17 protein-coding genes are annotated in these 21,576 nt (G+C 60.7%); 11 read left to right on the top strand and 6 right to left on the bottom strand.

All coding sequences use genetic code 11. The annotated features are described in order from the left end of the window. Nucleotides 1-8: 8 nt before the first annotated feature. Nucleotides 9-500, bottom strand: a complete 492-nt coding sequence (gene purE / locus J3P93_RS00575; RefSeq protein WP_007954291.1) for a 5-(carboxyamino)imidazole ribonucleotide mutase — start codon at nucleotides 498-500, stop codon at nucleotides 9-11. 330 nt (nucleotides 501-830) lie between these two features. After that, nucleotides 831-1,739, bottom strand: coding sequence for a LysR substrate-binding domain-containing protein (locus J3P93_RS00570; protein WP_090287657.1), 909 nt, complete (start codon nucleotides 1,737-1,739; stop codon nucleotides 831-833). A 180-nt stretch (nucleotides 1,740-1,919) separates the two neighbouring features. Here J3P93_RS00570 and J3P93_RS00565 point away from each other — a divergent pair, with 180 nt between their 5' ends. From J3P93_RS00565 to J3P93_RS00540, 6 genes are all read left to right on the top strand, one after another. After that, nucleotides 1,920-3,344, top strand: a complete 1,425-nt coding sequence (locus J3P93_RS00565; protein ID WP_093096767.1) for an aspartate ammonia-lyase — start codon at nucleotides 1,920-1,922, stop codon at nucleotides 3,342-3,344. A gap of 499 nt (nucleotides 3,345-3,843) precedes the next feature. Continuing rightward, nucleotides 3,844-5,292 carry an alanine/glycine:cation symporter family protein gene (locus tag J3P93_RS00560; RefSeq protein ID WP_434594224.1) on the top strand — a complete coding sequence of 483 codons (1,449 nt, stop codon included), beginning with the start codon at nucleotides 3,844-3,846 and terminating at the stop codon, nucleotides 5,290-5,292. 168 nt (nucleotides 5,293-5,460) lie between these two features. Next, nucleotides 5,461-6,465: an asparaginase gene (locus tag J3P93_RS00555; protein ID WP_434594221.1), complete on the top strand. Its 1,005-nt coding sequence runs from the start codon at nucleotides 5,461-5,463 to the stop codon at nucleotides 6,463-6,465. A gap of 168 nt (nucleotides 6,466-6,633) precedes the next feature. After that, complete coding sequence (locus J3P93_RS00550) at nucleotides 6,634-7,629, top strand: AraC family transcriptional regulator (RefSeq protein ID WP_434594218.1); 996 nt, start codon at nucleotides 6,634-6,636, stop codon at nucleotides 7,627-7,629. A 264-nt stretch (nucleotides 7,630-7,893) separates the two neighbouring features. Further along, entirely contained in the window at nucleotides 7,894-8,919 is a 1,026-nt protein-coding gene (locus J3P93_RS00545; protein WP_434594215.1) for a histone deacetylase family protein, read from the top strand. A 153-nt stretch (nucleotides 8,920-9,072) separates the two neighbouring features. Then, nucleotides 9,073-13,677, top strand: a complete 4,605-nt coding sequence (locus J3P93_RS00540; RefSeq protein WP_434594212.1) for a dermonecrotic toxin domain-containing protein — start codon at nucleotides 9,073-9,075, stop codon at nucleotides 13,675-13,677. On the opposite strand, the gene J3P93_RS00535 is transcribed toward J3P93_RS00540, so the two are convergent. After that, nucleotides 13,634-15,187 carry a PLP-dependent aminotransferase family protein gene (locus J3P93_RS00535; protein WP_434594209.1) on the bottom strand — a complete coding sequence of 518 codons (1,554 nt, stop codon included), beginning with the start codon at nucleotides 15,185-15,187 and terminating at the stop codon, nucleotides 13,634-13,636. The genes J3P93_RS00540 and J3P93_RS00535 overlap by 44 nt on opposite strands. 91 nt (nucleotides 15,188-15,278) lie before the next feature. Between J3P93_RS00535 and J3P93_RS00530 the strand changes: the two genes are divergently transcribed. The 3 genes from J3P93_RS00530 to J3P93_RS00520 are packed head-to-tail and all read left to right on the top strand — an operon-like array spanning nucleotide 15,279 to nucleotide 17,043. Continuing rightward, nucleotides 15,279-15,902 (top strand): FMN-binding negative transcriptional regulator, encoded by a 624-nt coding sequence (locus tag J3P93_RS00530; RefSeq protein WP_434594206.1) that lies wholly within the window; start codon nucleotides 15,279-15,281, stop codon nucleotides 15,900-15,902. A 10-nt stretch (nucleotides 15,903-15,912) separates the two neighbouring features. Then, complete coding sequence (locus tag J3P93_RS00525) at nucleotides 15,913-16,359, top strand: GNAT family N-acetyltransferase (RefSeq protein ID WP_434594204.1); 447 nt, start codon at nucleotides 15,913-15,915, stop codon at nucleotides 16,357-16,359. A 12-nt stretch (nucleotides 16,360-16,371) separates the two neighbouring features. Continuing rightward, the gene (locus J3P93_RS00520) at nucleotides 16,372-17,043 is read left to right on the top strand and encodes a GNAT family N-acetyltransferase (RefSeq protein ID WP_434594202.1); all 672 of its coding nucleotides are present in this window, start codon (nucleotides 16,372-16,374) and stop codon (nucleotides 17,041-17,043) included. A gap of 121 nt (nucleotides 17,044-17,164) precedes the next feature. Here J3P93_RS00520 and J3P93_RS00515 read toward each other — a convergent pair whose 3' ends face one another. Continuing rightward, nucleotides 17,165-18,067, bottom strand: a complete 903-nt coding sequence (locus J3P93_RS00515; RefSeq protein ID WP_434594199.1) for a homocysteine S-methyltransferase family protein — start codon at nucleotides 18,065-18,067, stop codon at nucleotides 17,165-17,167. A 114-nt stretch (nucleotides 18,068-18,181) separates the two neighbouring features. Between J3P93_RS00515 and J3P93_RS00510 the strand changes: the two genes are divergently transcribed. Continuing rightward, a complete protein-coding gene (locus tag J3P93_RS00510; RefSeq protein WP_434594196.1) occupies nucleotides 18,182-19,003 on the top strand; it encodes an ABC transporter substrate-binding protein in 822 nt (273 codons plus the stop codon). Then, a complete protein-coding gene (locus tag J3P93_RS00505) occupies nucleotides 19,000-19,836 on the top strand; it encodes an amino acid ABC transporter permease (RefSeq protein ID WP_434594193.1) in 837 nt (278 codons plus the stop codon). The genes J3P93_RS00510 and J3P93_RS00505 overlap by 4 nt, the downstream gene beginning before the upstream one ends. Nucleotides 19,837-19,864: 28 nt before the next feature. On the opposite strand, the gene J3P93_RS00500 is transcribed toward J3P93_RS00505, so the two are convergent. Further along, nucleotides 19,865-20,143: a helix-turn-helix domain-containing protein gene (locus J3P93_RS00500; RefSeq protein ID WP_090287690.1), complete on the bottom strand. Its 279-nt coding sequence runs from the start codon at nucleotides 20,141-20,143 to the stop codon at nucleotides 19,865-19,867. Beyond that, entirely contained in the window at nucleotides 20,140-21,489 is a 1,350-nt protein-coding gene (locus tag J3P93_RS00495) for a HipA domain-containing protein (RefSeq protein ID WP_434598515.1), read from the bottom strand. The genes J3P93_RS00500 and J3P93_RS00495 overlap by 4 nt, the downstream gene beginning before the upstream one ends. Nucleotides 21,490-21,576 lie beyond the last annotated feature (87 nt).

The following is a 21,576-nucleotide window of genomic DNA, read 5'->3' as shown; positions in this document are numbered from 1 at the left end:
CAACAACCTCAGGCAATACGTGGGTCTGGATTGTCCAGGACGCTGTCTGTCTGCTCGGCACGGAAGGTTTTCAGTACCGCGTGGAACTGCGGGTGCTTGGCGCCGAGAATGCTCGCCGAGAGCAGCGCGGCGTTGATCGCGCCAGCCTTGCCGATGGCCAGGGTGGCGACCGGAATGCCTGCCGGCATCTGCACGATCGACAGCAGCGAATCGACGCCCGAGAGCATGGCCGACTGCACCGGCACGCCCAGCACCGGCAGGTGGGTCTTGGCCGCACACATGCCTGGCAAGTGGGCAGCGCCACCGGCACCGGCAATGATCACCTCGATGCCACGGCCTTCAGCCTCTTCGGCGTACTGGAACAGCAGATCCGGGGTGCGGTGGGCAGAGACCACTTTGACCTCGTACGGGATGCCGAGCTTTTCCAGCATATCGGCGGTGTGGCTAAGGGTGGACCAATCGGACTTGGAGCCCATGATCACGCCAACCAGTGCACTCATCGTCGCGCCTCTTCTCTCAGGAGCGCCCGCAGGCGCGTCATAAAACAACAAGCCACGCAGGTTGCGTGGCTTGATTGTACGAAAAATGGCCGGACGTGCCGGCCGAAGGCCGCGCAGTATACCGCAAAGAAAGCAATAAACAGCCCCCGAAACGACCATCCGTCAAATCAGCGAAAGGCCCGGTTTTATTGACTTGAAGGTCAGCGAAACAACACCGTAAATCCCTGTAGGAGTGAGCCTGCTCGCGATGGCGGTATATCAGTCACATTATCGTTGAATGTGCAGACGCTATCGCGAGCAGGCTCACTCCTACAATGGGTCAGCGTAGGGTCAGGAGGACTGTGCTGCGCCGCCCTCAAGCTTGCGCCACAGCAACCTTACGTTGGCCTTGCGCACCAGGGCGCAGCGATACAGGCGAATCTCCAGCGGCACATGCCATTGCGGACCGCCGCAGACCACCAGTTCGCCGCGGGCGAGTTCAGCGCGTACGCTCAGTTGTGGCACCCAGGCGATGCCGAGGCCTTCCAGTGCCATGCTTTTCAGGCTGTCGGCCATGGCGGTTTCGTAGATCGTGGTGAAGCGCAACTGGCGCTGGCGCAGCAGACCGTTCACCGAGCGCCCGAGGAACGCGCCGGCGCTGTAGGCCAGCAATGGCACGCTTGCCTCGCCCTCCAGATCGAACAACGGTTTGCCCTCGGCATCCGCCGCGCACACCGGGAGCATTTCGGTCTGGCCCAGATGCAGCGACGGGAAGATTTCCGGGTCCATCTGCATCGCCGAATCCGGGTCGTAAAACGCCAGCATCAGATCGCAACCGCCCTCGCGCAAGGCGTGCACCGCGTCGCCGACGTTAGTCGCCACCAGCCGCGTGGCGATGTTCAAGCCGTCGTTGCGCAACTGCGCGATCCAGCGTGGAAAGAAACCCAGCGCCAGCGAGTGCGCCGCAGCGACTTGAATGACTTCGCCCTGCCCGCCTTCCAGATGATGCAGATGGCGCAGCACTTCGCCGAGCTGTTCAACTACGGTGCGTGCGGTCACCAGAAACAGCTGCCCCGCCGCCGTCAGCTCGACCGGCGTGCGCGAGCGATTGACCAGCGTCAGGCCCAGTGCAGCTTCAAGGCTGCGGATCCGCCGACTGAACGCCGGCTGGGTCACGAAACGCCGTTCTGCCGCCTGCGAGAAGCTGCGGGTGGCGGCCAGAGCACTGAAGTCCTCGAGCCATTTGCTTTCCAGATTCATCACGTCCTCCCGGACACGCACCAAAACAGGTCACACGTCTGCCGCACCAGCGGCGTCACACCGACATTATGCCGAATGTGCATAGGGCAGTGCTGAACAGCATTGGCCCAAAAATCCCCACAAGCCTAGCATTCGCAGCGTTCCGGCACAGACCGGGTCCTTATCGAGATGATTTCCATCATGTCCTCCGCTGCATCTTTCCGCACAGAAACCGACCTGCTTGGCGCCCTCGACGTACCGGCGCAAGCGTATTACGGCATCCAGACCCTGCGAGCGGTGAATAACTTCCGTCTCTCCGGCGTTCCGATTTCGCATTACCCGAAACTGGTTGTGGGCCTGGCGATGGTCAAACAGGCCGCCGCTGACGCCAACCGCGAGTTGGGTCACCTGAGCGAAGCCAAGCACGCTGCCATCAGCGAAGCCTGCGCCCGATTGATCCGCGGTGATTTCCACGAAGAGTTCGTGGTCGACATGATTCAAGGTGGCGCCGGTACATCCACCAACATGAACGCCAACGAAGTGATCGCCAACATTGCGCTCGAGGCAATGGGTCACCAGAAAGGCGAGTATCAGTACCTGCACCCGAACGACGACGTGAACATGGCGCAGTCGACCAACGACGCCTACCCGACGGCCATCCGCTTGGGTCTGCTGCTCGGTCACGACACCCTGCTGGCCAGCCTCGACAGCTTGATCCAGGCGTTCGCAGCCAAGGGCAAAGAGTTCGATCACGTCCTGAAAATGGGCCGTACCCAACTGCAAGACGCCGTGCCGATGACCCTCGGCCAGGAATTCCGTGCCTTCGCCACCACCATGGGCGAAGACCTGGCCCGCCTGAAGACGCTGGCCCCGGAACTGCTGACTGAGGTGAACCTGGGCGGCACCGCGATCGGTACCGGGATCAACGCCGACCCGCGTTATCAAGCGCTGGCGGTACAGCGTCTGGCGCTGATCAGCGGTCAACCGCTGGTTCCAGCCGCCGACCTGATCGAAGCGACTTCCGACATGGGCGCCTTCGTGCTGTTCTCCGGCATGCTCAAGCGCACCGCAGTCAAGCTGTCGAAGATCTGCAACGACCTGCGCCTGCTGTCCAGTGGCCCGCGCACCGGCATCAACGAAATCAACCTGCCGGCACGTCAGCCAGGCAGCTCGATCATGCCTGGCAAGGTCAACCCGGTGATCCCGGAAGCGGTAAACCAGGTGGCGTTCCAGGTCATCGGCAACGACCTGGCGCTGACCATGGCAGCCGAAGGCGGCCAACTGCAGCTGAACGTGATGGAGCCGCTGATCGCCTTCAAGATCTTCGACTCGATCCGCCTGCTGCAACGCGCCATGGACATGCTGCGCGAGCACTGCATTGTCGGCATCACCGCCAACGAAGCCCGCTGCCGCGAACTGGTCGAACACTCGATCGGTCTGGTCACCGCACTGAACCCGTACATCGGCTACAAAAACGCCACGCGCATCGCCGGCCTCGCCCTTGAAAGCGGCCGCGGCGTGCTGGAACTGGTACGCGAAGAAGGCCTGCTCGACGAAGCCATGCTCGCCGACATCCTGCGTCCGGAAAACATGATTGCCCCGCGTCTGGTTCCGCTCAAAGCCTGAACCGACACGTTATCTGTAGCACCGCTCACCAGGTCGAGGGACTAGACACCTCTCACCTTTTGAGGGCTTGGGGACCTGGTCCCCGAGCCCTTTTTTTTAACTGTTCAAAGGACAAACGTCTTCTGTAGGAGTGAGTCTGCTCGCGATGAACGATGACGCGGTGTGTCATTAAAACCGCGGCGCCTGCATCGCGAGCAGGCTCACTCCTGCAAAAGCCCGGCGCCGGTAACGCCGGGTGTTTCAACGCTTCGTTTCGTCGCTTGCACCACAACCGTGCAGACGGGCGCGCCACTGATCGGTATAGTGCCGCCCCTCTTCGCGTGAGCGGTCGTCGGTAACGAGGCCATAACCCATGCGAAACCCGAACTAATAACAAAACCCGCGATATGGATCCGGGACGAAACCTTCGCCTCACCCGTTGTGCCGTGCGCACAGCGGTGTAACACGATGTTTCTCCGGTCCAGCATTTGCTCTCACAAAAAACAGCGAGGAAAAATCCATGCTCGAAGTCATCAACGACTTCCTCTCAGGGAAAGTACTGATCGTGCTCATTGTCGGGCTCGGTAGCTACTTCACGATTCGCTCGCGTTTCGTTCAACTGCGCCACTTCTTCCACATGTTCGCGGTGTTCCGCGACAGTCTGAAAGGCAGCGCCGGGCAACTCAGCTCGTTCCAGGCCCTGATGCTCAGCCTCGCCGGGCGTGTCGGTGCGGGCAACATCGCCGGTGTCGGCATCGCCGTGACCCTCGGTGGTCCGGGTGCGGTGTTCTGGATGTGGGTGACCGCACTGGTCGGCATGTCCAGCAGCTTCTTCGAGTGCACTCTCGCTCAGGTCTACAAGCGCGCCGATGGTGACGGCCTGTACCGCGGCGGCCCGGCTTACTACATCCAGCACGGCCTCAAGCTCAAAGGCATGGCGGTGGTGTTCTCCGTTCTGCTGCTGGTCACCTACGGCTTCGCCTTCATTGGCCTGCAGTCCTACACCGTGACGCACTCGCTGCAGAACGCCTTCGAGTTCAACCCACAACACACCGGTATCGTCCTGGCCGTGCTGCTGGCCATCACCTTCATCGGCGGCATCAAGCGCATCGCTTCGGTGTCCGACCTGTTGGTACCGATCAAGACTCTGGCCTATATCGGCGTGACCCTGTACGTGATCGGCACCCAGATCGAACACGTGCCAGCCATGCTGGAGACCATTTTCAAAAGTGCCTTCGGTCTCGACCCGGCCTTTGCCGGCCTGCTCGGCAGCGCCATCGTCATGGGCGTTAAGCGTGGCGTATTCGCCAACGAAGCGGGCCTGGGCAGTGCGCCAAACGTCGCCGCCGTGGCAGCCGTGAAGCACCCGGGTGCGCAGGGCGTGGTCCAGGCGTTCAGCGTATTCCTCGACACCTTCGTGATCTGCACCTGCACCGCGCTGCTGATCCTGCTGTCGGGTTTCTACACCCCGGGTTTCGAAGGTGACGGCATTGTCCTGACCCAGAACTCGCTGGCTGCCGTGGTCGGTGACTGGGGTCGCATGTTCGTCAGCGTCGCGCTGTCGCTGTTCGTCTTCACCTGCATCCTCTACAACTACTATCTGGGCGAGAACAGCCTGCAATTCCTCACCCGCAACCGCGCCGCACTGATGATTTTCCGCGGTCTGGTGCTGGCACTGGTGGTGTGGGGCTCGATGCAGGACCTCACGACCGTATTCGCTTTTGCCGACATCACCATGACCTGCCTGGCGTTCGTCAACCTGGTGGCCCTGGCGATGCTGTTCAAGGTCGGCATGCGCGTCATGCGCGACTACGACGAGCAGCGCCGCGCCGGCGTCAAACAGCCGGTATTCGACTCGAGCAAATTCCTCGATCTGGATCTGGATCGCAACGCCTGGCCAGCCAACCCGCCGGCGGCTGCGGGCAACACCGAAGCCGAGCCGCAAGGCGTACCAGCAGCGCAACGCTGACAGGTGAATGACGGGCGCATCCCCTGCGCCCGTCAGTTATTGTGGTGCAATAACTTGTAGGCGTGAGCCTGCTCGCGATGGCGATTTGTCAGTTTCCCAGGATTAGCTGACACGACGCCATCGCGAGCAGGCTCACTCCTACAATGTCATCTCTCGTGGAGACCTCAGATGATTGCCAATTCTTATCCCGCCGCCCAACACGTCATGGTGCTCTACACCGGTGGCACCATCGGCATGCAGGCCAGCGCCAACGGCCTGGCCCCGGCGTCCGGTTTCGAAGCGCGCATGCGTGACTATCTGCACACCCAGCCTGAGCTGGTCGTGCCGCAGTGGCGCTTTCGCGAGATGTCGCCGCTGATCGACAGCGCCAACATGACCCCGGCCTACTGGCAGCAACTGCGCGAAGCGGTGGTCGATGCGGTCGACGTCCAGGGTTGCGACAGCGTATTGATCCTGCATGGCACCGACACGCTGGCGTACAGCGCGGCGGCGATGAGCTTTCAACTGCTCGGCCTGAATGCTCGCGTGTGCTTCACCGGTTCGATGCTGCCCGCCGGCGTTACCGACAGCGATGCCTGGGAAAACCTCAGTGGCGCACTGGTCGCGCTCGGCCAGGGCCTGGCCCCCGGCGTGCATTTGTACTTCCACGGCGAACTGCTGGCGCCGACCCGTTGCGCGAAAGTACGCAGCTTCGGGCGGCATCCGTTCAAGCGTCTGGAGCGTCAGGGTGGCGGCGTCAAAGCCACATCTATTCCCGCCGCGCTGAATTACAACCAGCCGAAACAACTGGCCAAAGTCGCCGTTCTGCCACTGTTCCCGGGCATCAGTGCCGGGATCCTCGACGGCTTGCTCGACAGCGGTATTCAAGGCCTGGTGCTGGAATGTTATGGCAGCGGCACCGGGCCCAGCGACAACCCCGAATTCCTCGCCAGCCTTGGCCGCGCGCGGGACAACGGTGTGGTCGTCGTGGCAGTAACGCAATGTCATGAAGGTGGCGTCGAGCTGGACGTGTATGAGGCTGGCAGCCGTTTGCGCAGCGTTGGCGTATTGTCCGGCGGTGGCATGACAAGGGAGGCGGCGTTCGGCAAGTTGCATGGGTTGCTGGGCGCCGGGCTTGAGATCGCTGAAGTGCGCCAACTGATCGAGCTGGATCTGTGTGGTGAGTTGATCTGACACAACGCAAAACCCTGTAGGAGTGAGCCTGCTCGCGATAGCGGTATGTCAGTCGCCATAAAGGTTTATTGATATACCGCTATCGCGAGCAGGCTCACTCCTACATTTCGATCTTCGTACGGCATGCAACTTGCTGCCGTTTCCAGTATCCCCAGGCTGGAAGATCCCATGCTCCACTCCCACCTCACCACCCTTAACGCGGTCTCGCTGATCCTCAACACCTTCAAGGCCGAAGGCCTGTCGAGCGAGGCGTTGCTGGCCGGCAGCGGCATCACCGCGGCGGATTTGCAACGTGCCGACACACGCATCACCACCAATCAGGAAATGCAGGTCTGCGCCAACGCGGTCGCGCTCAAGCGTGACATTGGCCTGGAACTGGGCCGGCGCATGCATGTTTCCTGCTACGGCATCCTCGGTTACGCCTTGCTCACGTGTGCCACCTTCGGTGACGCTCTACGCTTGGCGATCCGTTATCCGGCGCTGCTGGGAACACTTTTCGAGTTGAACCTTGAGGATGACGGCGAGCGCATCTGGTTCGCCGCCGCCGACTACCGTGAAAGCCCGGCGATGGCGGTGTTCAATGCCGAATTCTGCCTGGTCTCGCTGAAGGTCATTTGCGATGACTTGCTCGGGCATCCATTGCCACTGCTCGCAGCACGCTTCGAACATGCCGCGCCGGACTACCGCGACAGTTACGCCGAGCATTTCGATGCGCCGCTGCACTTTGGTGCCAGGGACAACGCGTTCGCCTTCGAGCGCCAATGGCTGGATCAACCGTTGCCATTGGCCGACAGCATTACCCATCAAGCCATGGCCGAGCGCTGTCGCAAGCAGAACCTGGAGTTCACCGGACGCCAGGCCTGGCTCGGGCGGATTCGGCAGTTGCTCAGCGCGCAGCTGAATGCGGCACCGGGTCTGGAGGGGCTGGCGCTGCAGATGAAATGCTCACCGCGTACCTTGCGCCGACATCTCAAGGACATGGGCAGCAGCTATCAGGAACTGCTCGATGAGCTGCGCTTCGAGCGGGCCAAGCAGATGCTGTGTGAGGATCAGTTGCCGATCTACCGCATTGCCGAGACCCTGGGTTTCAGCGAAACCGCAAGTTTCCGTCATGCGTTTGTACGCTGGAGCGGCGTGGCACCGAGTCAGTTTCGCCCGCACTGAGGACAAAATGTAGGAGTGAGCCTGCTCGCGATTGCGATCTTTCCCGACAATAATCTGTATCTGTCGGACCGCTATCGCGAGCAGGCTCACTCCTACAGGGGCCCTGTTACAAGCGCTGATGGAGGGTGGATTCGAATCGAAGGGGCGATTTAAGGTCAGCTTTTTTGGCCAGATCTGTCCCCTTTTGGCCTTTCCTGCCGTTCTCCAATTGACCTTGCGCCGCAACACTGAAGGCCACCGAACCAGCCTTGCGGAGAACAATAAATGCTGACGATCTACTCGGACGATCACCACCTGCACCATGGCCGCTGCGAACTTATCGACGGTCAGCTTAAACCCTGCTTCGAGATGCCTTCACGCGCCGACCACGTTTTGCAGCGAGTGAAAAGCCAGAATCTCGGCCCGGTCGAAGCGCCGCAGGATTTCGGTCTGGAGCCGATCGCACGCATTCACGACCGCGATTATCTGGAGTTCTTCAAAGGTGCCTGGGCGCGCTGGACCGAATTCAATACTGACGGTGATTTGCTGCCGTACACCTGGCCGGCGCGCACCCTGCGCGCGATCAAGCCGACCAGTCTGCATGGCCAGCTCGGTTATTACAGTTTCGACGGCGGCGCGCCAATCACTGCCGGCACTTGGCAAGCGGCGTACAGTGCGGCGCAAGTGGCCCTGACCGCGCAAGCAGAAATCCAGCGTGGCGCACGCGCGGCCTTCGCGCTGTGCCGGCCACCAGGGCACCACGCCGCCAGTGACCTGATGGGCGGTTATTGCTACCTCAACAACGCCGCCATCGCCGCGCAGGCGTTCCTCGATCAGGGCCACACGAAGGTTGCGATCCTTGACGTCGATTACCACCACGGCAACGGCACCCAATCGATTTTCTATCAGCGCAGCGACGTGCTGTTCACCTCGATCCACGGCCACCCGGAAGCGGAATTTCCGTTCTTCCTTGGCTATGACGATGAGCGTGGCGAAGGCGCTGGTGAAGGCTTCAATTTCAACTATCCGTTGCCGGCCGGTTCTGGCTGGGACGTGTGGAGCGCCGCGCTGGAGCGGGCCTGCGCGAAAATCGAGGGTTACGGCGCTGACGTCATCGTCGTGTCGCTTGGCGTCGACACCTTCAAGGACGACCCGATCTCGCAATTCAAGCTCGACAGCCCCGACTACCTGGCCATGGGCAAACGCATCGCCGCGCTCGGCAAACCGACCCTGTTCGTCATGGAAGGCGGCTATGCCGTGGAAGAAATCGGCATCAACGCAGTGAACGTGCTGGAAGGTTTCGAACGGTAAATCCCGGCAGCCAGGAACCGCCAAACGACCCGCCGATGCGGGTCTTTTTTTTGCCCTGCGATAGTTATCTACCGCAGCCCGCACACGACCCGCCACTACCTTGCCCGATACCGCCGCCGTTCCGGTGTGCGCCTATCAGAGCAGGACTTGCCCATGCCCGAAATCCCCTCGCCCAGCAGCATCGATATCATCACTCAACTGGTCACCGGTCCGTCGCTGCGAGAAGTCGCCTCGAAAACCTTGCGCCCGGCATTGAAGAAACTGTACCCGGATCAGGATATAGATCCGCAATCGAGCATGGTCGTCAGACCGACCTGGACCCTTCAGGCTGGCCAGGTCGTGCCCGGTCGCCATCTCGTCGAGTCGCTGACCGACACACTGGTACGCCTGGGGTTCACCGGCACCACCGTGACCTACCTCGACGGCGAACATTACCTGACCCGCCAGCCCGACCAGCCATCCGCCATCCAGTTACCGGTCAAGATCAGCGCCATCGGTCAGTTGCTCAACCAATTGGCGCCGTTGCTGTTCATTGCCTACAAGGAACAGCACGTCAGCTATTGGGACGAGTTCACCTATCCCGGCCAACCACGCTGGCAACAAATGTCGCAAGCCTTGCGCAACCTGTGGAGCAGCGACGCGGCCCCTGATCGAGACGCCGATCAGCAGGCCATGGCCGCCGCACTCTACAACCATCCGGACAAAGCCCAGCGACTGCCTGCCGACAAGTACAAGACCCGCGCCTGCCTGATCGATATCGACCAGGGCGAAGGCAATGCGCAGCAACATCTGACCTTGCTCGATACCGCAGTACTGATCGGCGTCGATGACCAGCGCACCCTGATCATGACGCATTCGGTGGTTCACGGTTTCAAGAACTTCGAGTCGCTGGAAGAGCTCGGCGAGACCCTGCCACGCCATTACTGGGACACCACTGCCAGGAATGATTTGAAATGGCGGCTGGTCGAACCGCAGGGCGATTTCTTCGATTATCAGGCCTGCTCTCTGATCGCTCTGGAAGCCGATGCCCTCGGTGCGATCAATTTTTTCCAGGGTACGCGCCTGCGCAACACCTATCCGCATGCCGGAACGGCTGGCAATCATCAGGGACCGACCCCGCGTCTCAAACCGCATTACGAGCGCCTGCGTCCGATGTTGCCAGCGTGGCTCGACAACGCACCTGCGGCCGACCAGACCCGCTACAGCCGCCATCTGCTGGACCTGACCACGGTGCAGCATGAGAACAAAGGCAAAACGTTCCAGAGCGAAGTCGTCAGTCTGCAAGCGTTCACTCAGGAGGCCCTGAAACAGCAGCTGCTCAAGGACCATCCGAAAGCGGCTGAGGTGAAGATCGAGGACATTCAGATCACCATCACCAGCCTGGTGGTCTGGGGCACGTTCGTCTTGCCGGGCAATACCCAGACGCGCACGCTATCGCTGATCGAACTGGCTTTGCAGAACCTCGCGGGACAGCCGATCGGCAATAAAACCGTGCGCTACAAGGATGGCAGCGACGTGCCGCAATGGATGACCGCCAGCTATCTGGAACAACTGGTGAGCAGCGTCGACATCGGCAAGACCTACCCCGCGCACTTGCAGAAAATGCTGATCGACGACAGCGAACAAGCCGCAGCGCTGCAAACGCTCTATACCAGCCAGCTGCGTATCGAGTTGCCGCTGCTGGCGTTGCAACACAAGATCCAGGGCAAGGCCGGCATCACCGAACAGGGTTACCGCTATGTCGCCGCCGCCCTGGCCAACACTGACGATGAACGTCACGTCGATCACGATGAAATTGTTATTCGTCCGCTGGCGTTTATCGCTCGTCGTTCCAGCACCAGGGCCGACACCGTTGAAAACATGTTCATCATCGGCCCGCGCGAGGTCAGCAAAGGCCCGTGCGTGCTGTACCGGCCGCTGTTCGAAATGGCCCTGATGCAATTCCCTTCCCACGCCAACCTTCTTTATCAGATCCAGCATTCACGCGACTTGCGTGAGTCGGTGCTGGCCTGGCTGCCGGATGACGTGCGTTTCAATTACAGCCAGTTCGTGTTCACTGCCAGCCTGCCTTCGGTGTGGACGATTCCCCAATTACTGGTCAATCCCACCGCAGCGCTCGACATGTCCGGCGCCGTCGCGCTGGGAATGGCGCATATTGAACACCATGTGCCGACGAGCCTGCATGAACGCAACGTGCAGGCGGTGATTACCCAGGCCGACCGTCAATCGGTTTCCGATGCGGAGTCACGCTGGGCAACCCTGAAAAGCGGCGGCTGGCTGCTGTTCAACGCCGCATTGCCGTTCATGGGTCGCAGCCTTGGCGCGGCGGCGTGGATCTGGCAGATCATGGACGACTTGCAAGAGATCAGCGATGTGGCCAACGAGCAATCCGGTAAAATCGACTGGGCCGCGCTCGCCGATATCCTGCTGGCGTTGGGCATGGTGCTGGCCCATCGCGCAGCGGTCAGCGACCAGCCACGCAGCGATTCGATCATCGAAGAAGCACCGGCAATCACCCCGACCGCCGAGCTGCCCGCCAGCAAGCCCGCGCAATTGCCTGACGTCGTCGACGGCGCATTGCCCATCGCGCATGAGATATCGGTCAATCGCTTCACCCCGCTGAAACGCTCGCCCGTTGCTCTGACGGCGTTGCTCGACAGTTTTCAGATTGCCAAGCCCAAAGGCATCGGAGCTGCAGCCAGCAACGGCGCGCACAGACACCTTTATCCGCGCCAGAAGCAATGGTTCGCGGCCGTCGGCGTACGCTGGTTCGAGGTCATGCTCAATGAGCATGGCGACGTACAGATCATCGACTCACGCCAGCAAGCTGCGCGGGTCGGGCCATTGCTCGCCCGCACCGCCAACGGCGAATGGGTGATCGACCTGCGCTTGCGCCTGCGTGGCGGTGGACTCGGCAGTGCCCTCGAGGAACTGCAAAAGGTCAACAAGATGGGCGCCCGACAGCTGACCGCCGAAATCAATGCGTTCGACAAGACCATGGATGCCAAGCAACAACAGCGCAACGCCGACCACACCGCACTCACCGCAGCGTTACCGGCGGCGCAGACCGCGGCGCGGGAGCGCTATCTGGCAACGCTCGAGGCGCAAATCCAGGCCTATGGCAAGAACATCGAACAGATCAAAGCGTTGAATCACAAGGAGCCCATACCCAATTACCGCACGGTCATGATGCAGCGGCTGGAGATGCAGTTGTTTCTCGGCCAGGAATGGCTCGGCCTGCATTCGGACGACTTCCAGGCCAGCCTGAAAACCATGCAGACCATGCTCGCCGACGAAGCCCGCTTCGAGGCTCAGGCGTTCGTACAGACGTTCGAAACAATGACCGACCAGACCCAGGCCATCATGGAAAAAGTGGAGCTGGCGCAGAGCCGTTTCGATGAGCTGGCCCTGCTCGGCCGGGATGCGGCCGGGATCATCAAGACCTATCGTGACGCATTGCCTGGCTATGATCTCAATGACCTCAAGCTGTTGCAGATCAGCCTTGGTCAGGAGATCTGCCTCAAGACCGGTGCTTCGGCGTCGAGCGCCAACGCTTATCAGAGCCTGAGCACGCTGATTGAGGAGGCAGCGCTCAGCATCCAGAGCACGCTCAACCTGACTGCTGACGAAAGTCTCGACAACCTGCGCGAGCGCACCGAAGTACTGAGCACGGCCGCCGAACGGTTCACTTCCATCGATCAGCGTTTTGGCGATCTGCTTATCGACTATCCCGAGCACATCAATTCCGAGCGACTGGAGCTGGTGCGCAAACGGGTCAACGAATTCAAGGCTCGCGCCGATGTAAAACTGGTCGAGCTGCTGCGTTACAAACACTTGCTCGAACCGCAACCGGGTCCATCACGGCCGGCATCCGCATCGGCATCGACGCGCCGGATCATCAAGACCCGATCGCGCGGCGTGCTGGTCGGCGAGCGGAAAAAAAGCGTCGACGGCGAAGACTCTGGTCTGGTCGAGATACGCACCCACCTGACCGGCGTCATCGCTACCTTCGAGGAAGAGTCACCAGGCGTCTGGGTCGAACAGCGCACGGTAAAACCTGCGCCGGCCAAGGCCACACCGAGTCTCAACAAAAGCATTCGTGAAGGTCAGGCACTGATCGACGGTCTGGCCGCTTTCCACCGGCGCACCGAGGCTTGGCTCAAACGAGGTCCACGGATACCGGTGGAGGTCGAGGAGGAATATCTTAAACAGGCTGCCATTCTGCGCACAGCCAATGCGGCCATCGATGAAGCCTTGACGGCCAGCAACCTGACCGCCGACCTCAAGGAGCCGACCGAAGCGCTAGGCCACAAGCTGGACGAGGCCGCGACCGGTCTGATCGAGAAAGGCCTGCGCACGCGTATCAGAATGGTCAAGCAACAAGCCCCCACGGCCGCCGGCGTTCAGTGGCTCAAAGACCAGGGCGAAGTGACGTTTTCTCAAACGGTAACGCGCAAGCGCTTGAAGGGTAAGACCGCCGACTTTCTCGACGAATACGAAATACGCGACGCCCACACCCACAAGCCAATTTGTTATGCGCATTTTCACTACAGCAGCGCGCAGGCGCCCGTCGTGCCGTTTCCCCTCGGCCATATGAAAACCGTGGCCCAGCGACACATGCCGGGGGCCTATGAGCCACGCCTTCTCACCAATCAGGCGCTGATCGACATTCATCGCAGCGGCATCTCCGACAAGTCTGCGCAAGCGCTATTCATCACGCCCGCCACGCCTGTCGCAAGCGAATCAACGCCGCTTTGATTGCCGGTTCCGGCACGGCGGCGAAACCCAGCACCAGCCCCGCACGCTGATCCGCCGGCGCGCTGGAGTCTGAAAGCCAGTAAGCGCTCAAGCCATTGATCTCTACCTCGACGCGAGCAGCCTGTTCGACCAGTTGTCGCTCGCGCTCAAGGCTTTCGACCGCCACGGTCAAATGCAGCCCGGCCGAGACGGCGGGCAATTCGCCCACCCCTTCAATTCCACGTGGCCAGCCGTCGAGCAGGGCATTGCGGCGGCTCAACGCGGCCCGGCGCATGCGCCGGATATGCCGCTGGAAATGCCCGGCGGCCATGAATTCGGCCATCACCGCTTGAGTGCTGACTTCAGAATGCCGGACATCCACCGCACGGCGTTGCGAGAAGGCATCCACCAGTGCCGGCGGCAGCACCAGATAACCGAGGCGCAATGCCGGGAACGCGACCTTGCCGAATGTGCCCACATATAAAACCCGACCCTGACGATCGAGTGCGGCCAACGGTGCCAGCGGCGCCCCGGTGTAACGGTATTCTCCATCGTAGTCATCCTCGACGATCCAGCCCTGGCTGCGCTCGGCCCACGCCAGCAATTCGAGGCGCCGCGCCAGGCTCATCACTACACCGGTCGGGTATTGGTGTGAGGGCGTCACATAGGCCACGCGACAATCGTCGCTGGCCGATAATGCCGAGCAGTCCATGCCCTCGGCATCCACGGCAATTCCGCGCAGACGCGCACCCGCCACGGCAAAGGCATGCCCGGCGGCGCGGTAACCCGGATTTTCGATCGCAACACTGTCGCCTGGCTCCACCAGTAACTGTGCACAAAGGCTAATGCCTTGTTGTGCACCACTGGTGATCACAATTTGTTCAGCTAAGCACTGCATGCCGCGTGAGCTGCGCAAGTACGCGGCGATCATTGCGCGCAAACGCTGATCGCCGGAGGGATCGCCGTAGCACAGTTGCTCCAGGTCCGGCTTGCGCCAGAAAGCCGCATTCAGCTTGGCCCAGACGTCAAACGGAAACAGATCGAAAGCTGGCACACCCACCCGGAATGCCCGTGGCGGGCCGCTCGGTGGTTGTGGTAAATGGTTGCTTTCGATGCGCGAAAAACTGCCGCTGTGGATAACTTTACTGGATGAAACTACAGGGAAATCCAGCCGATTTGTGGATAAGGCTGTGGGTAAGCTTGTTGAAAAGCCTGTGGACAGTTTTGTGGATAGTTTTTTCGGCGGCGTGGCTGTCGGCACCAATTGCGCGACATAAGTACCGTCGCCCACGCGCCCTTCGATAAACCCTTCGGCATACAGTTGATCGTAAGCGCGTACCACGCTGTTGCGCGAAATGCCCAGCGCCGCCGCCAGATCACGACTGGCCGGCAACCGCGTGCCACTCGCCAGGCGTCCATCCAGAACCCGCAGGCGCAGAGCCTGATAAAGCTGGCGGCTCAGACCCAGACGGCGATCAAGTTCAATACCGGCCGGATTGAACGGCATGGACAGCAGCGCTGAATCAGGCATGACAATGGACCTATGAAATTGGTCAGCAATGGCTCTTACAACAGACCAATAGCCTGCCTAGGATGCAGGCATTCGCCAAGGAAATTCTGTCATGTATACACCGCGCGCCTTTGCCATCGAAGAACTGTCCCAGTTGCACGAGCTAATCCTCGCCACCCGCCTCGCCATTCTGGTCACCCATGGCGAAAACTGCCTGCAAGCCAGCCATGTGCCGGTGCTGCTGCATTGTGAACAAGGCGAATACGGCACGCTGTACGGGCATCTGGCCAAGGCCAATCCACAGTGGAAAGACTTGCGCGACGGTGCCGAAGCCATGCTGATCTTTGCTGGCGCCGACGCCTACATCAGCCCGGGCTTTTACCCGAGCAAGGCCGAACACGGCAAAGTCGTGCCGACCTGGAATTACATTGCCGTGCACGCCTACGGGCATGCCGAGACATTCAGCGATGGCGGGCGCCTGCTCGACATCGTCAGCACCCTCACCGACCGCCACGAAGCTGGCCGTGCACAACCCTGGGCCGTCGCCGACGCGCCTGCCGATTACATCGATGGCATGCTCAAGGCCATCGTCGGTTTCGCCATTCCGATCGAGCGTCTCGAAGGCAAACGCAAGCTCAGCCAGAACCGCAGTGCCGAAGATATTGCCGGGGTGCGCGACGGCCTCGCCGCCAGCCCCGACGTCAACGATCAAACCCTCGCCCGCTTGATGCGTTAAGGAAATCACCATGAGTCAGATCGACATTCGCCCGGTCGGCGCCGCTGACCATGCCGCGTGGCTGCCGTTGTGGCAGGCGTACCTGCGTTTCTACAACACCGAACTGCCGGACACGGTGACGCACAGTACCTGGCAGCGTTTTCTCGAGCCAAGCGAACCCACCCATGCCGCGTTGGCCTGGGCTGACGGCAAAGCGGTAGGCATGGTGCATTACATCTATCACCGCTCGAACTGGAGCATCGAAAACTCCTGCTACCTGCAAGACTTGCTGGTGGTCCCTGAAACCCGCGGCAGTGGCGTCGGCCGCTTGCTCATCGAACATGTCTACGCGAATGCCAAAGCCGACGGCTGTGGCAAAGTCCATTGGTTGACCCACGAAACCAACGCCACCGCGATTCAGCTCTACGAACGGATCGCCGAACGCCCGGGCTTCATCCAGTTTCGCAAAGCCCTCTAAGGAGACGCGCACATGACCGCTTCACTCGCTGACTGGAAAGGCGTCCCCGCCCCCACCGCCACCCTTCTCGAAGGCCGCTTCATCCGCCTGGAAAAACTTGACCCGGCGCGGCATGCCGATGAGCTGTACGCTGCCCTCGAAGGCCCCGGTGCCGACCCGAAACTCTGGGATTATTTGCCGTACGGCCCGTTTCCCGAGCGCAGTGCATTCAACGATTGGCTGAACAATCACGCAGCCAACAGCGACCCGTATTTTTTCAGCGTTGTCGATCGGGCAACCGGTCAGGTGCAAGGCATTCTCAGCCTGATGTCAATCGTTCCGGCGCAGGGCCGTATCGAAATCGGCCACGTCACGTTCGGTGCGCCAATGCAGCGCTCGCCGAAAAGCACCGAGGCGGTTTATCTGCTGGGCCAGTATGCCTTTGAGCTCGGTTACCGCCGTCTCGAATGGAAATGCAACAACGGCAACGCCCGCTCCAGATACGCGGCCGAGCGTTTGGGGTTCAGCTTCGAGGGCGTGTTCCGCCAGCACATGGTGGTCAAAGGCCAGAACCGCGACACCGCGTGGTATTCGATTCTCGATTCGGAGTGGCCGGCGATTGGCGCAGGCTTCGAGCGCTGGCTGAGCGATGACAATCAGACGCCGGCCGGTCAGGTCAAAGGTCTGGCCGAGTGCCGAACTTAGCCTTCACAGGCGACCCTGTGGGAGCGAGCCTGCTCGCGAAGACGGCGGTTCAGTCACCCTTGCATCGACTGACCCAGCGCTTTCGCGAGCAGGCTCGCTCCCACAATTAATCGGGTATGGTTTAAGGACGCAGTTGCTGCGCCAGTACCGCAATGTGTTCCGGGCCGATGCCGCAGCAACCGCCCAAATGGCTGGCGCCGCGCTGCTGCCAATCCCTCGCCCATTGCAGATAACCCGGCGGGTCGAGGTCTTCACGCAACGGATCAAGGCCGTCGTTGGCCGTCGCTTCCTTGGGCTGTGGCGGAAACGCATTGGCGTAGGCGCCGATATGGATGCTCACGCCGAGACGCTCGAAGGTCGCGCGCGCCGCATCAATCGCTGCGCCAATCACTTCCGGCTGACTGCAATTGAACAGCAGCGTCTCGACGCCGAGTTCAGCCGCCACCGCCGCCGCTTCAGCGACCGGCTCACCGGAACGCAGGCGCGGCACCTCATCGGTGTCTTCGTCTTTCAAAGTGAATGACAGCCAGAACGCTTTGCCGTCCTTCGGCAATCCGGCGTGGATGGCTCGGGCTTCGACGATCGAACTCTGGGTTTCCGCCAGCCACAGATCCACATGCGGCGCCAGGCCCTGGACCAACGGCGTCAGCAATTCGCTGACTAGCGAGGCCTCGAACAGATCCGGGCGATAGGAGCCAAACAGCGGTGGCAATGAACCCGCCACGCGCACGGATTGGCCCGAGGCGTGCACCGCACGTTGCGCCAGCTCTCCGGCCAATGCCGCCAGCGCCTGGCCTTCAGCGGCGAAGCGTGCTTCGCCAATATGGAACGGCACCACGGCGTAACTGTTGGTGGTGATCACATTGGCGCCACTGGCGATGTACGCGGCATGCACCGCTTCGACCGCTTGCGGTGCTTCGCTCAACGCCAGCGCCGACCACTCGGGCTGACGAAACGGCGCCCCGGCGCGCTGCAACTCACGGCCCATGCCGCCATCGAGAATCACTGTGCTTGCTGCACCCATATGCTTTTCACTCATATGCTTATGAAAAAAACTCACTACCAGAGTCTTTGTTATAACTATTTAATGCTCACCATTCGGTTAATGACAACCTCTTTTTTTGCTCAGGGATCGCCCGTGAAACTGCAACCATTACTGGCTCTGGGCCTGACCCTGCTCGCCGCTTCGACACAAGTTTTTGCCGGCGCCACCCTGGATCGCGTCGAGCAGAACAAAGAACTGGTCGGTGTGCTGATGGAAAGCTATCCGCCGTTCTCGTTCCTCAATGAGCAGAACCAGCTCGACGGCTTCGACGTTGATGTCGCCAAAGCCGTGGCCGACAAACTGGGCGTCAAGCTGCGCCTCGAGACACCCTCCTGGGACGTCATCGCCGCCGGCCGCTGGAGCGGACGTTACGACATCTGCATCTGCTCGATGACACCGAGCAAGGCCCGCGCCGAGGTCTTCGATTTCCCGGTCGAGTATTACGCTTCGCCGGCAGTCATCGTGGTCAACGCCAAGGATGAGCGGATTCACAGCGCCAAGGACCTGAGCGGCAAAAAAATCGGCCTGACCAGCGCCTCCAGTTACGAAAGCTATCTGAACAAGAACCTGATCATCGAAGGTGCCGAAGACACGCAACTGCAGTATCCGTTCGAGGATGTGCAGATCGCCCCGTACGACACCGACAACGTCGCGTTTCAGGATCTGGGGCTCGGCGCCGGCGTGCGTCTGGATGCGATCCTCACCAACCTGGTCACTGCACAGCCACGCCTGAATCAGGACAAGCGCTTCAAACTGGCCGGCGCAGCGCTGTACTCCGAGCCGAACTCGGTGGCCATCGAAAAGGGCGATGCGCAGTGGGACGCGAAAGTCCGTGAGGTGTTCGCGCAGCTCAAGCAGGACGGCACCCTGAGCCAGTTGTCGCAGAAATGGATCGGCGCCGATATCAGCCAATGACCTCTTTCCCGACGCCTCCACAGCCACCGCAACCGGTGGCTGAATCACGCTTGCAGCGGCTGTTCGGTTTTCGCACACGGCTGTACCTGACATGGGCCGCACTGTTCTGCCTGTTCGCCGGTTTCTTTCTGAGCTTCGACCTGAAGTTCTCGATCATCCTCGACAAGCTGCCCAACCTGGTCGGCCTGCACCTGGCGCCCAACGGCTTTCTGCAAGGCGCGGCGCTGACGCTGTTTCTGTGCGTCTGCTCGATTGTCGCCTCGTCGCTGCTGGGTTTCGTCACGGCACTGGCGCGCCTGTCGAGCAGCGCCGTGGCGTTCGGTATCGCCAGTTTCTACACCTCGTTCTTTCGCGGCACCCCGCTGCTGATCCAGATCCTGCTGATCTACCTCGGCCTGCCGCAACTGGGCCTCGTCCCCGGTGCGATCGTCGCCGGCATCATCGCCCTGTCACTGAACTATGGCGCCTACCTCAGCGAGATCTTTCGCGCCGGCATCCTCGGTGTCGACCACGGCCAACGCGAAGCCTCGCTGGCGCTGGGTATGCGCGAGACGGTGATCTTCTGGCGCATCACCCTGCCCCAGGCCATGCGCACCATCATTCCGCCGACCACCAATCAGTTCATTTCGATGCTCAAGGACTCGTCGCTGATTTCGGTGATGGGCGTCTGGGAAGTGATGTTTCTCGCCCAGTCGTACGGCCGCTCGAGTTATCGCTACATCGAAATGCTCACCACCGCGGCGATCATCTATTGGCTGATGTCGATTGGACTGGAATTGATTCAGGCGAAGATGGAGCGGCATTACGGCAAGGCGTACGTGCGGCGTAGTTGAAACAGCGAGCCCCTGCCCCGTGCGGGAGTCAGCTGTTATCCCGGTGAATCCGCACCACGCCCATCTTCATACCAAACGGACGAAACACGGCATTCAACGATTTGAGCGTCTGATTGCCTTCGCCATGCTCGATATGCACCAGCGTCCGCACCGAGATCTTGCACATCCGCGCGAACTGGGTCTGATGCAAACCGGTCACTTCCACCCGTAGTCGACGCACGGCTTCGCCGATGTCCAGCGTGCCTTGGGCCAGGGCTTGCTGGATGCTTTCGATGAGCGCCGTGCGCTCAGCCACAGACAGGCTCATTTCAATCCCCAATCATTCAAGCGTTGCTGCAGATTTTTCAGGTGGACGCCGGGATGGTTCATTGTTCTGGCTGGCAGACCGCTGTCAGCCAGAATATCCGGCAGCGCCGACAGGCGTTGAGCCTCTTGGCGCAAGCGCTCAAACAGCATTGACTCGTCACTCACTGCCGACGGGTCGCCTGGCTCGGCAATATCCACCAGTACGCGGCACACGCCTCGCCAATCGATGTCTCCCGCCCTCTCCAGCTCTCTTGGCCATTTCGTCGTACGGGTCACGCCTTCATCGTCCATGACCATTGGCGCCAAGTCATAAATCGGCGCAAGGCGAAAAGCGTTTGCCTCGCGAATGATCGCGGTGTTGCGCCCGTGGTTATCCGAATTACCGAGAATCTTGTTGATCAGGTCTCGACACAAATAATCCGCGACAAGGTCAGGAATCTGGCTGGTTTGCCCCGCTGTACGCCAGAGACCGGCAAGCAGGCGGATAACCTCCAGATGATTCATGGCGCTGCCCGGCGTCGTCACCTGAGCCAGCGAATAAATCGATTCGACAGCAAAACGGCTGACTTCGCCGTTCTGGACACTACGGTCGAAGCGGTGCATCCACAAACTCGGTTTGTTCGCCTCCTCCAATGCCAGGCCGTCCTCCGCGATCGTGTCGATGCCCAGCGTCTGCAGCGCCTTGTAGTAATGGAATTCGCTGCGCAGGATGTCCTGATCGGTCAGCCCACCTCGATTCCGGGCAAATTTCACGAACCAATGCTGCCTGACGTCTTCATCACTCAATACCGCGTCGGGGTACAACAGACCCGCGTGATTTTCGACCAGCAATAATTTCGGTGCTTCCCCGCCTGCCCCGGTCGCCCCACCGATTGCCGCGCCCAATTCGTAGGCATACTCAAGAAAGCGCTGGTCACGGTGAATGACGTCTTCTCGCGTAAAGCCGATAGGCTTGCGTTCATCCACAGCCGCAGCAGACTCCTTGATGCGCATGTTGCCGATAGGGGCCGGGGTGCTGCGCCCGAGCAGATACAGATCGGCGCTGATATCCGCGGGTTTTTCCTGTCCCAGACGTGCAAGCAGGAACCGCTTGGCTGCGCCTGCGGGGGCAATGTCGTGGACAAATGCCGGTGTCTCGGAGCGCCGACCGTTCCAGTCCAGCGGATACAGAGCACTCACCGCGTTGGAGAAAGGCGAGCCTATGGCGTCGATGTTTTCTGCGAGGTAGTCCGTCTCATAGCCGAAGCTGCAGCGACTCGCGAAGCCCTTTTCAGGATCATCGAAGCTCAGAACCATCGCGTCGTGCCAGATACCGGCTGTGAAAATCTGTAATGTCAGGTTGTACATGGTTTCGCCCGTCTGCATTTAAATGCACTTAACTCAGCGCTTTAGTGTCGCCGAATGCAATATAGTGCATTTCAGAAGGACTGGAGG

This window comes from Pseudomonas sp. R3-57, from assembly GCF_051132065.1.
Classification (GTDB): Bacteria; Pseudomonadota; Gammaproteobacteria; order Pseudomonadales; family Pseudomonadaceae; genus Aquipseudomonas.
This window is presented reverse-complemented; position numbering and strand designations above follow the sequence as displayed.

What these genes read in the sequence shown, in the direction of transcription:
- purE (WP_007954291.1), bottom strand. Translation starts at nt 500, where the DNA reads ATGAGTGCACTGGTTGGCGTGATCATGGGCTCCAAGTCCGATTGGTCC.
- J3P93_RS00570 (WP_090287657.1), bottom strand. Translation starts at nt 1,739, where the DNA reads ATGAATCTGGAAAGCAAATGGCTCGAGGACTTCAGTGCTCTGGCCGCC.
- J3P93_RS00565 (WP_093096767.1), top strand. Translation starts at nt 1,920, where the DNA reads ATGTCCTCCGCTGCATCTTTCCGCACAGAAACCGACCTGCTTGGCGCC.
- J3P93_RS00560 (WP_434594224.1), top strand. Translation starts at nt 3,844, where the DNA reads ATGCTCGAAGTCATCAACGACTTCCTCTCAGGGAAAGTACTGATCGTG.
- J3P93_RS00555 (WP_434594221.1), top strand. Translation starts at nt 5,461, where the DNA reads ATGATTGCCAATTCTTATCCCGCCGCCCAACACGTCATGGTGCTCTAC.
- J3P93_RS00550 (WP_434594218.1), top strand. Translation starts at nt 6,634, where the DNA reads ATGCTCCACTCCCACCTCACCACCCTTAACGCGGTCTCGCTGATCCTC.
- J3P93_RS00545 (WP_434594215.1), top strand. Translation starts at nt 7,894, where the DNA reads ATGCTGACGATCTACTCGGACGATCACCACCTGCACCATGGCCGCTGC.
- J3P93_RS00540 (WP_434594212.1), top strand. Translation starts at nt 9,073, where the DNA reads ATGCCCGAAATCCCCTCGCCCAGCAGCATCGATATCATCACTCAACTG.
- J3P93_RS00535 (WP_434594209.1), bottom strand. Translation starts at nt 15,187, where the DNA reads ATGCCTGATTCAGCGCTGCTGTCCATGCCGTTCAATCCGGCCGGTATT.
- J3P93_RS00530 (WP_434594206.1), top strand. Translation starts at nt 15,279, where the DNA reads ATGTATACACCGCGCGCCTTTGCCATCGAAGAACTGTCCCAGTTGCAC.
- J3P93_RS00525 (WP_434594204.1), top strand. Translation starts at nt 15,913, where the DNA reads ATGAGTCAGATCGACATTCGCCCGGTCGGCGCCGCTGACCATGCCGCG.
- J3P93_RS00520 (WP_434594202.1), top strand. Translation starts at nt 16,372, where the DNA reads ATGACCGCTTCACTCGCTGACTGGAAAGGCGTCCCCGCCCCCACCGCC.
- J3P93_RS00515 (WP_434594199.1), bottom strand. Translation starts at nt 18,067, where the DNA reads ATGGGTGCAGCAAGCACAGTGATTCTCGATGGCGGCATGGGCCGTGAG.
- J3P93_RS00505 (WP_434594193.1), top strand. Translation starts at nt 19,000, where the DNA reads ATGACCTCTTTCCCGACGCCTCCACAGCCACCGCAACCGGTGGCTGAA.
- J3P93_RS00500 (WP_090287690.1), bottom strand. Translation starts at nt 20,143, where the DNA reads ATGAGCCTGTCTGTGGCTGAGCGCACGGCGCTCATCGAAAGCATCCAG.
- J3P93_RS00495 (WP_434598515.1), bottom strand. Translation starts at nt 21,489, where the DNA reads ATGTACAACCTGACATTACAGATTTTCACAGCCGGTATCTGGCACGAC.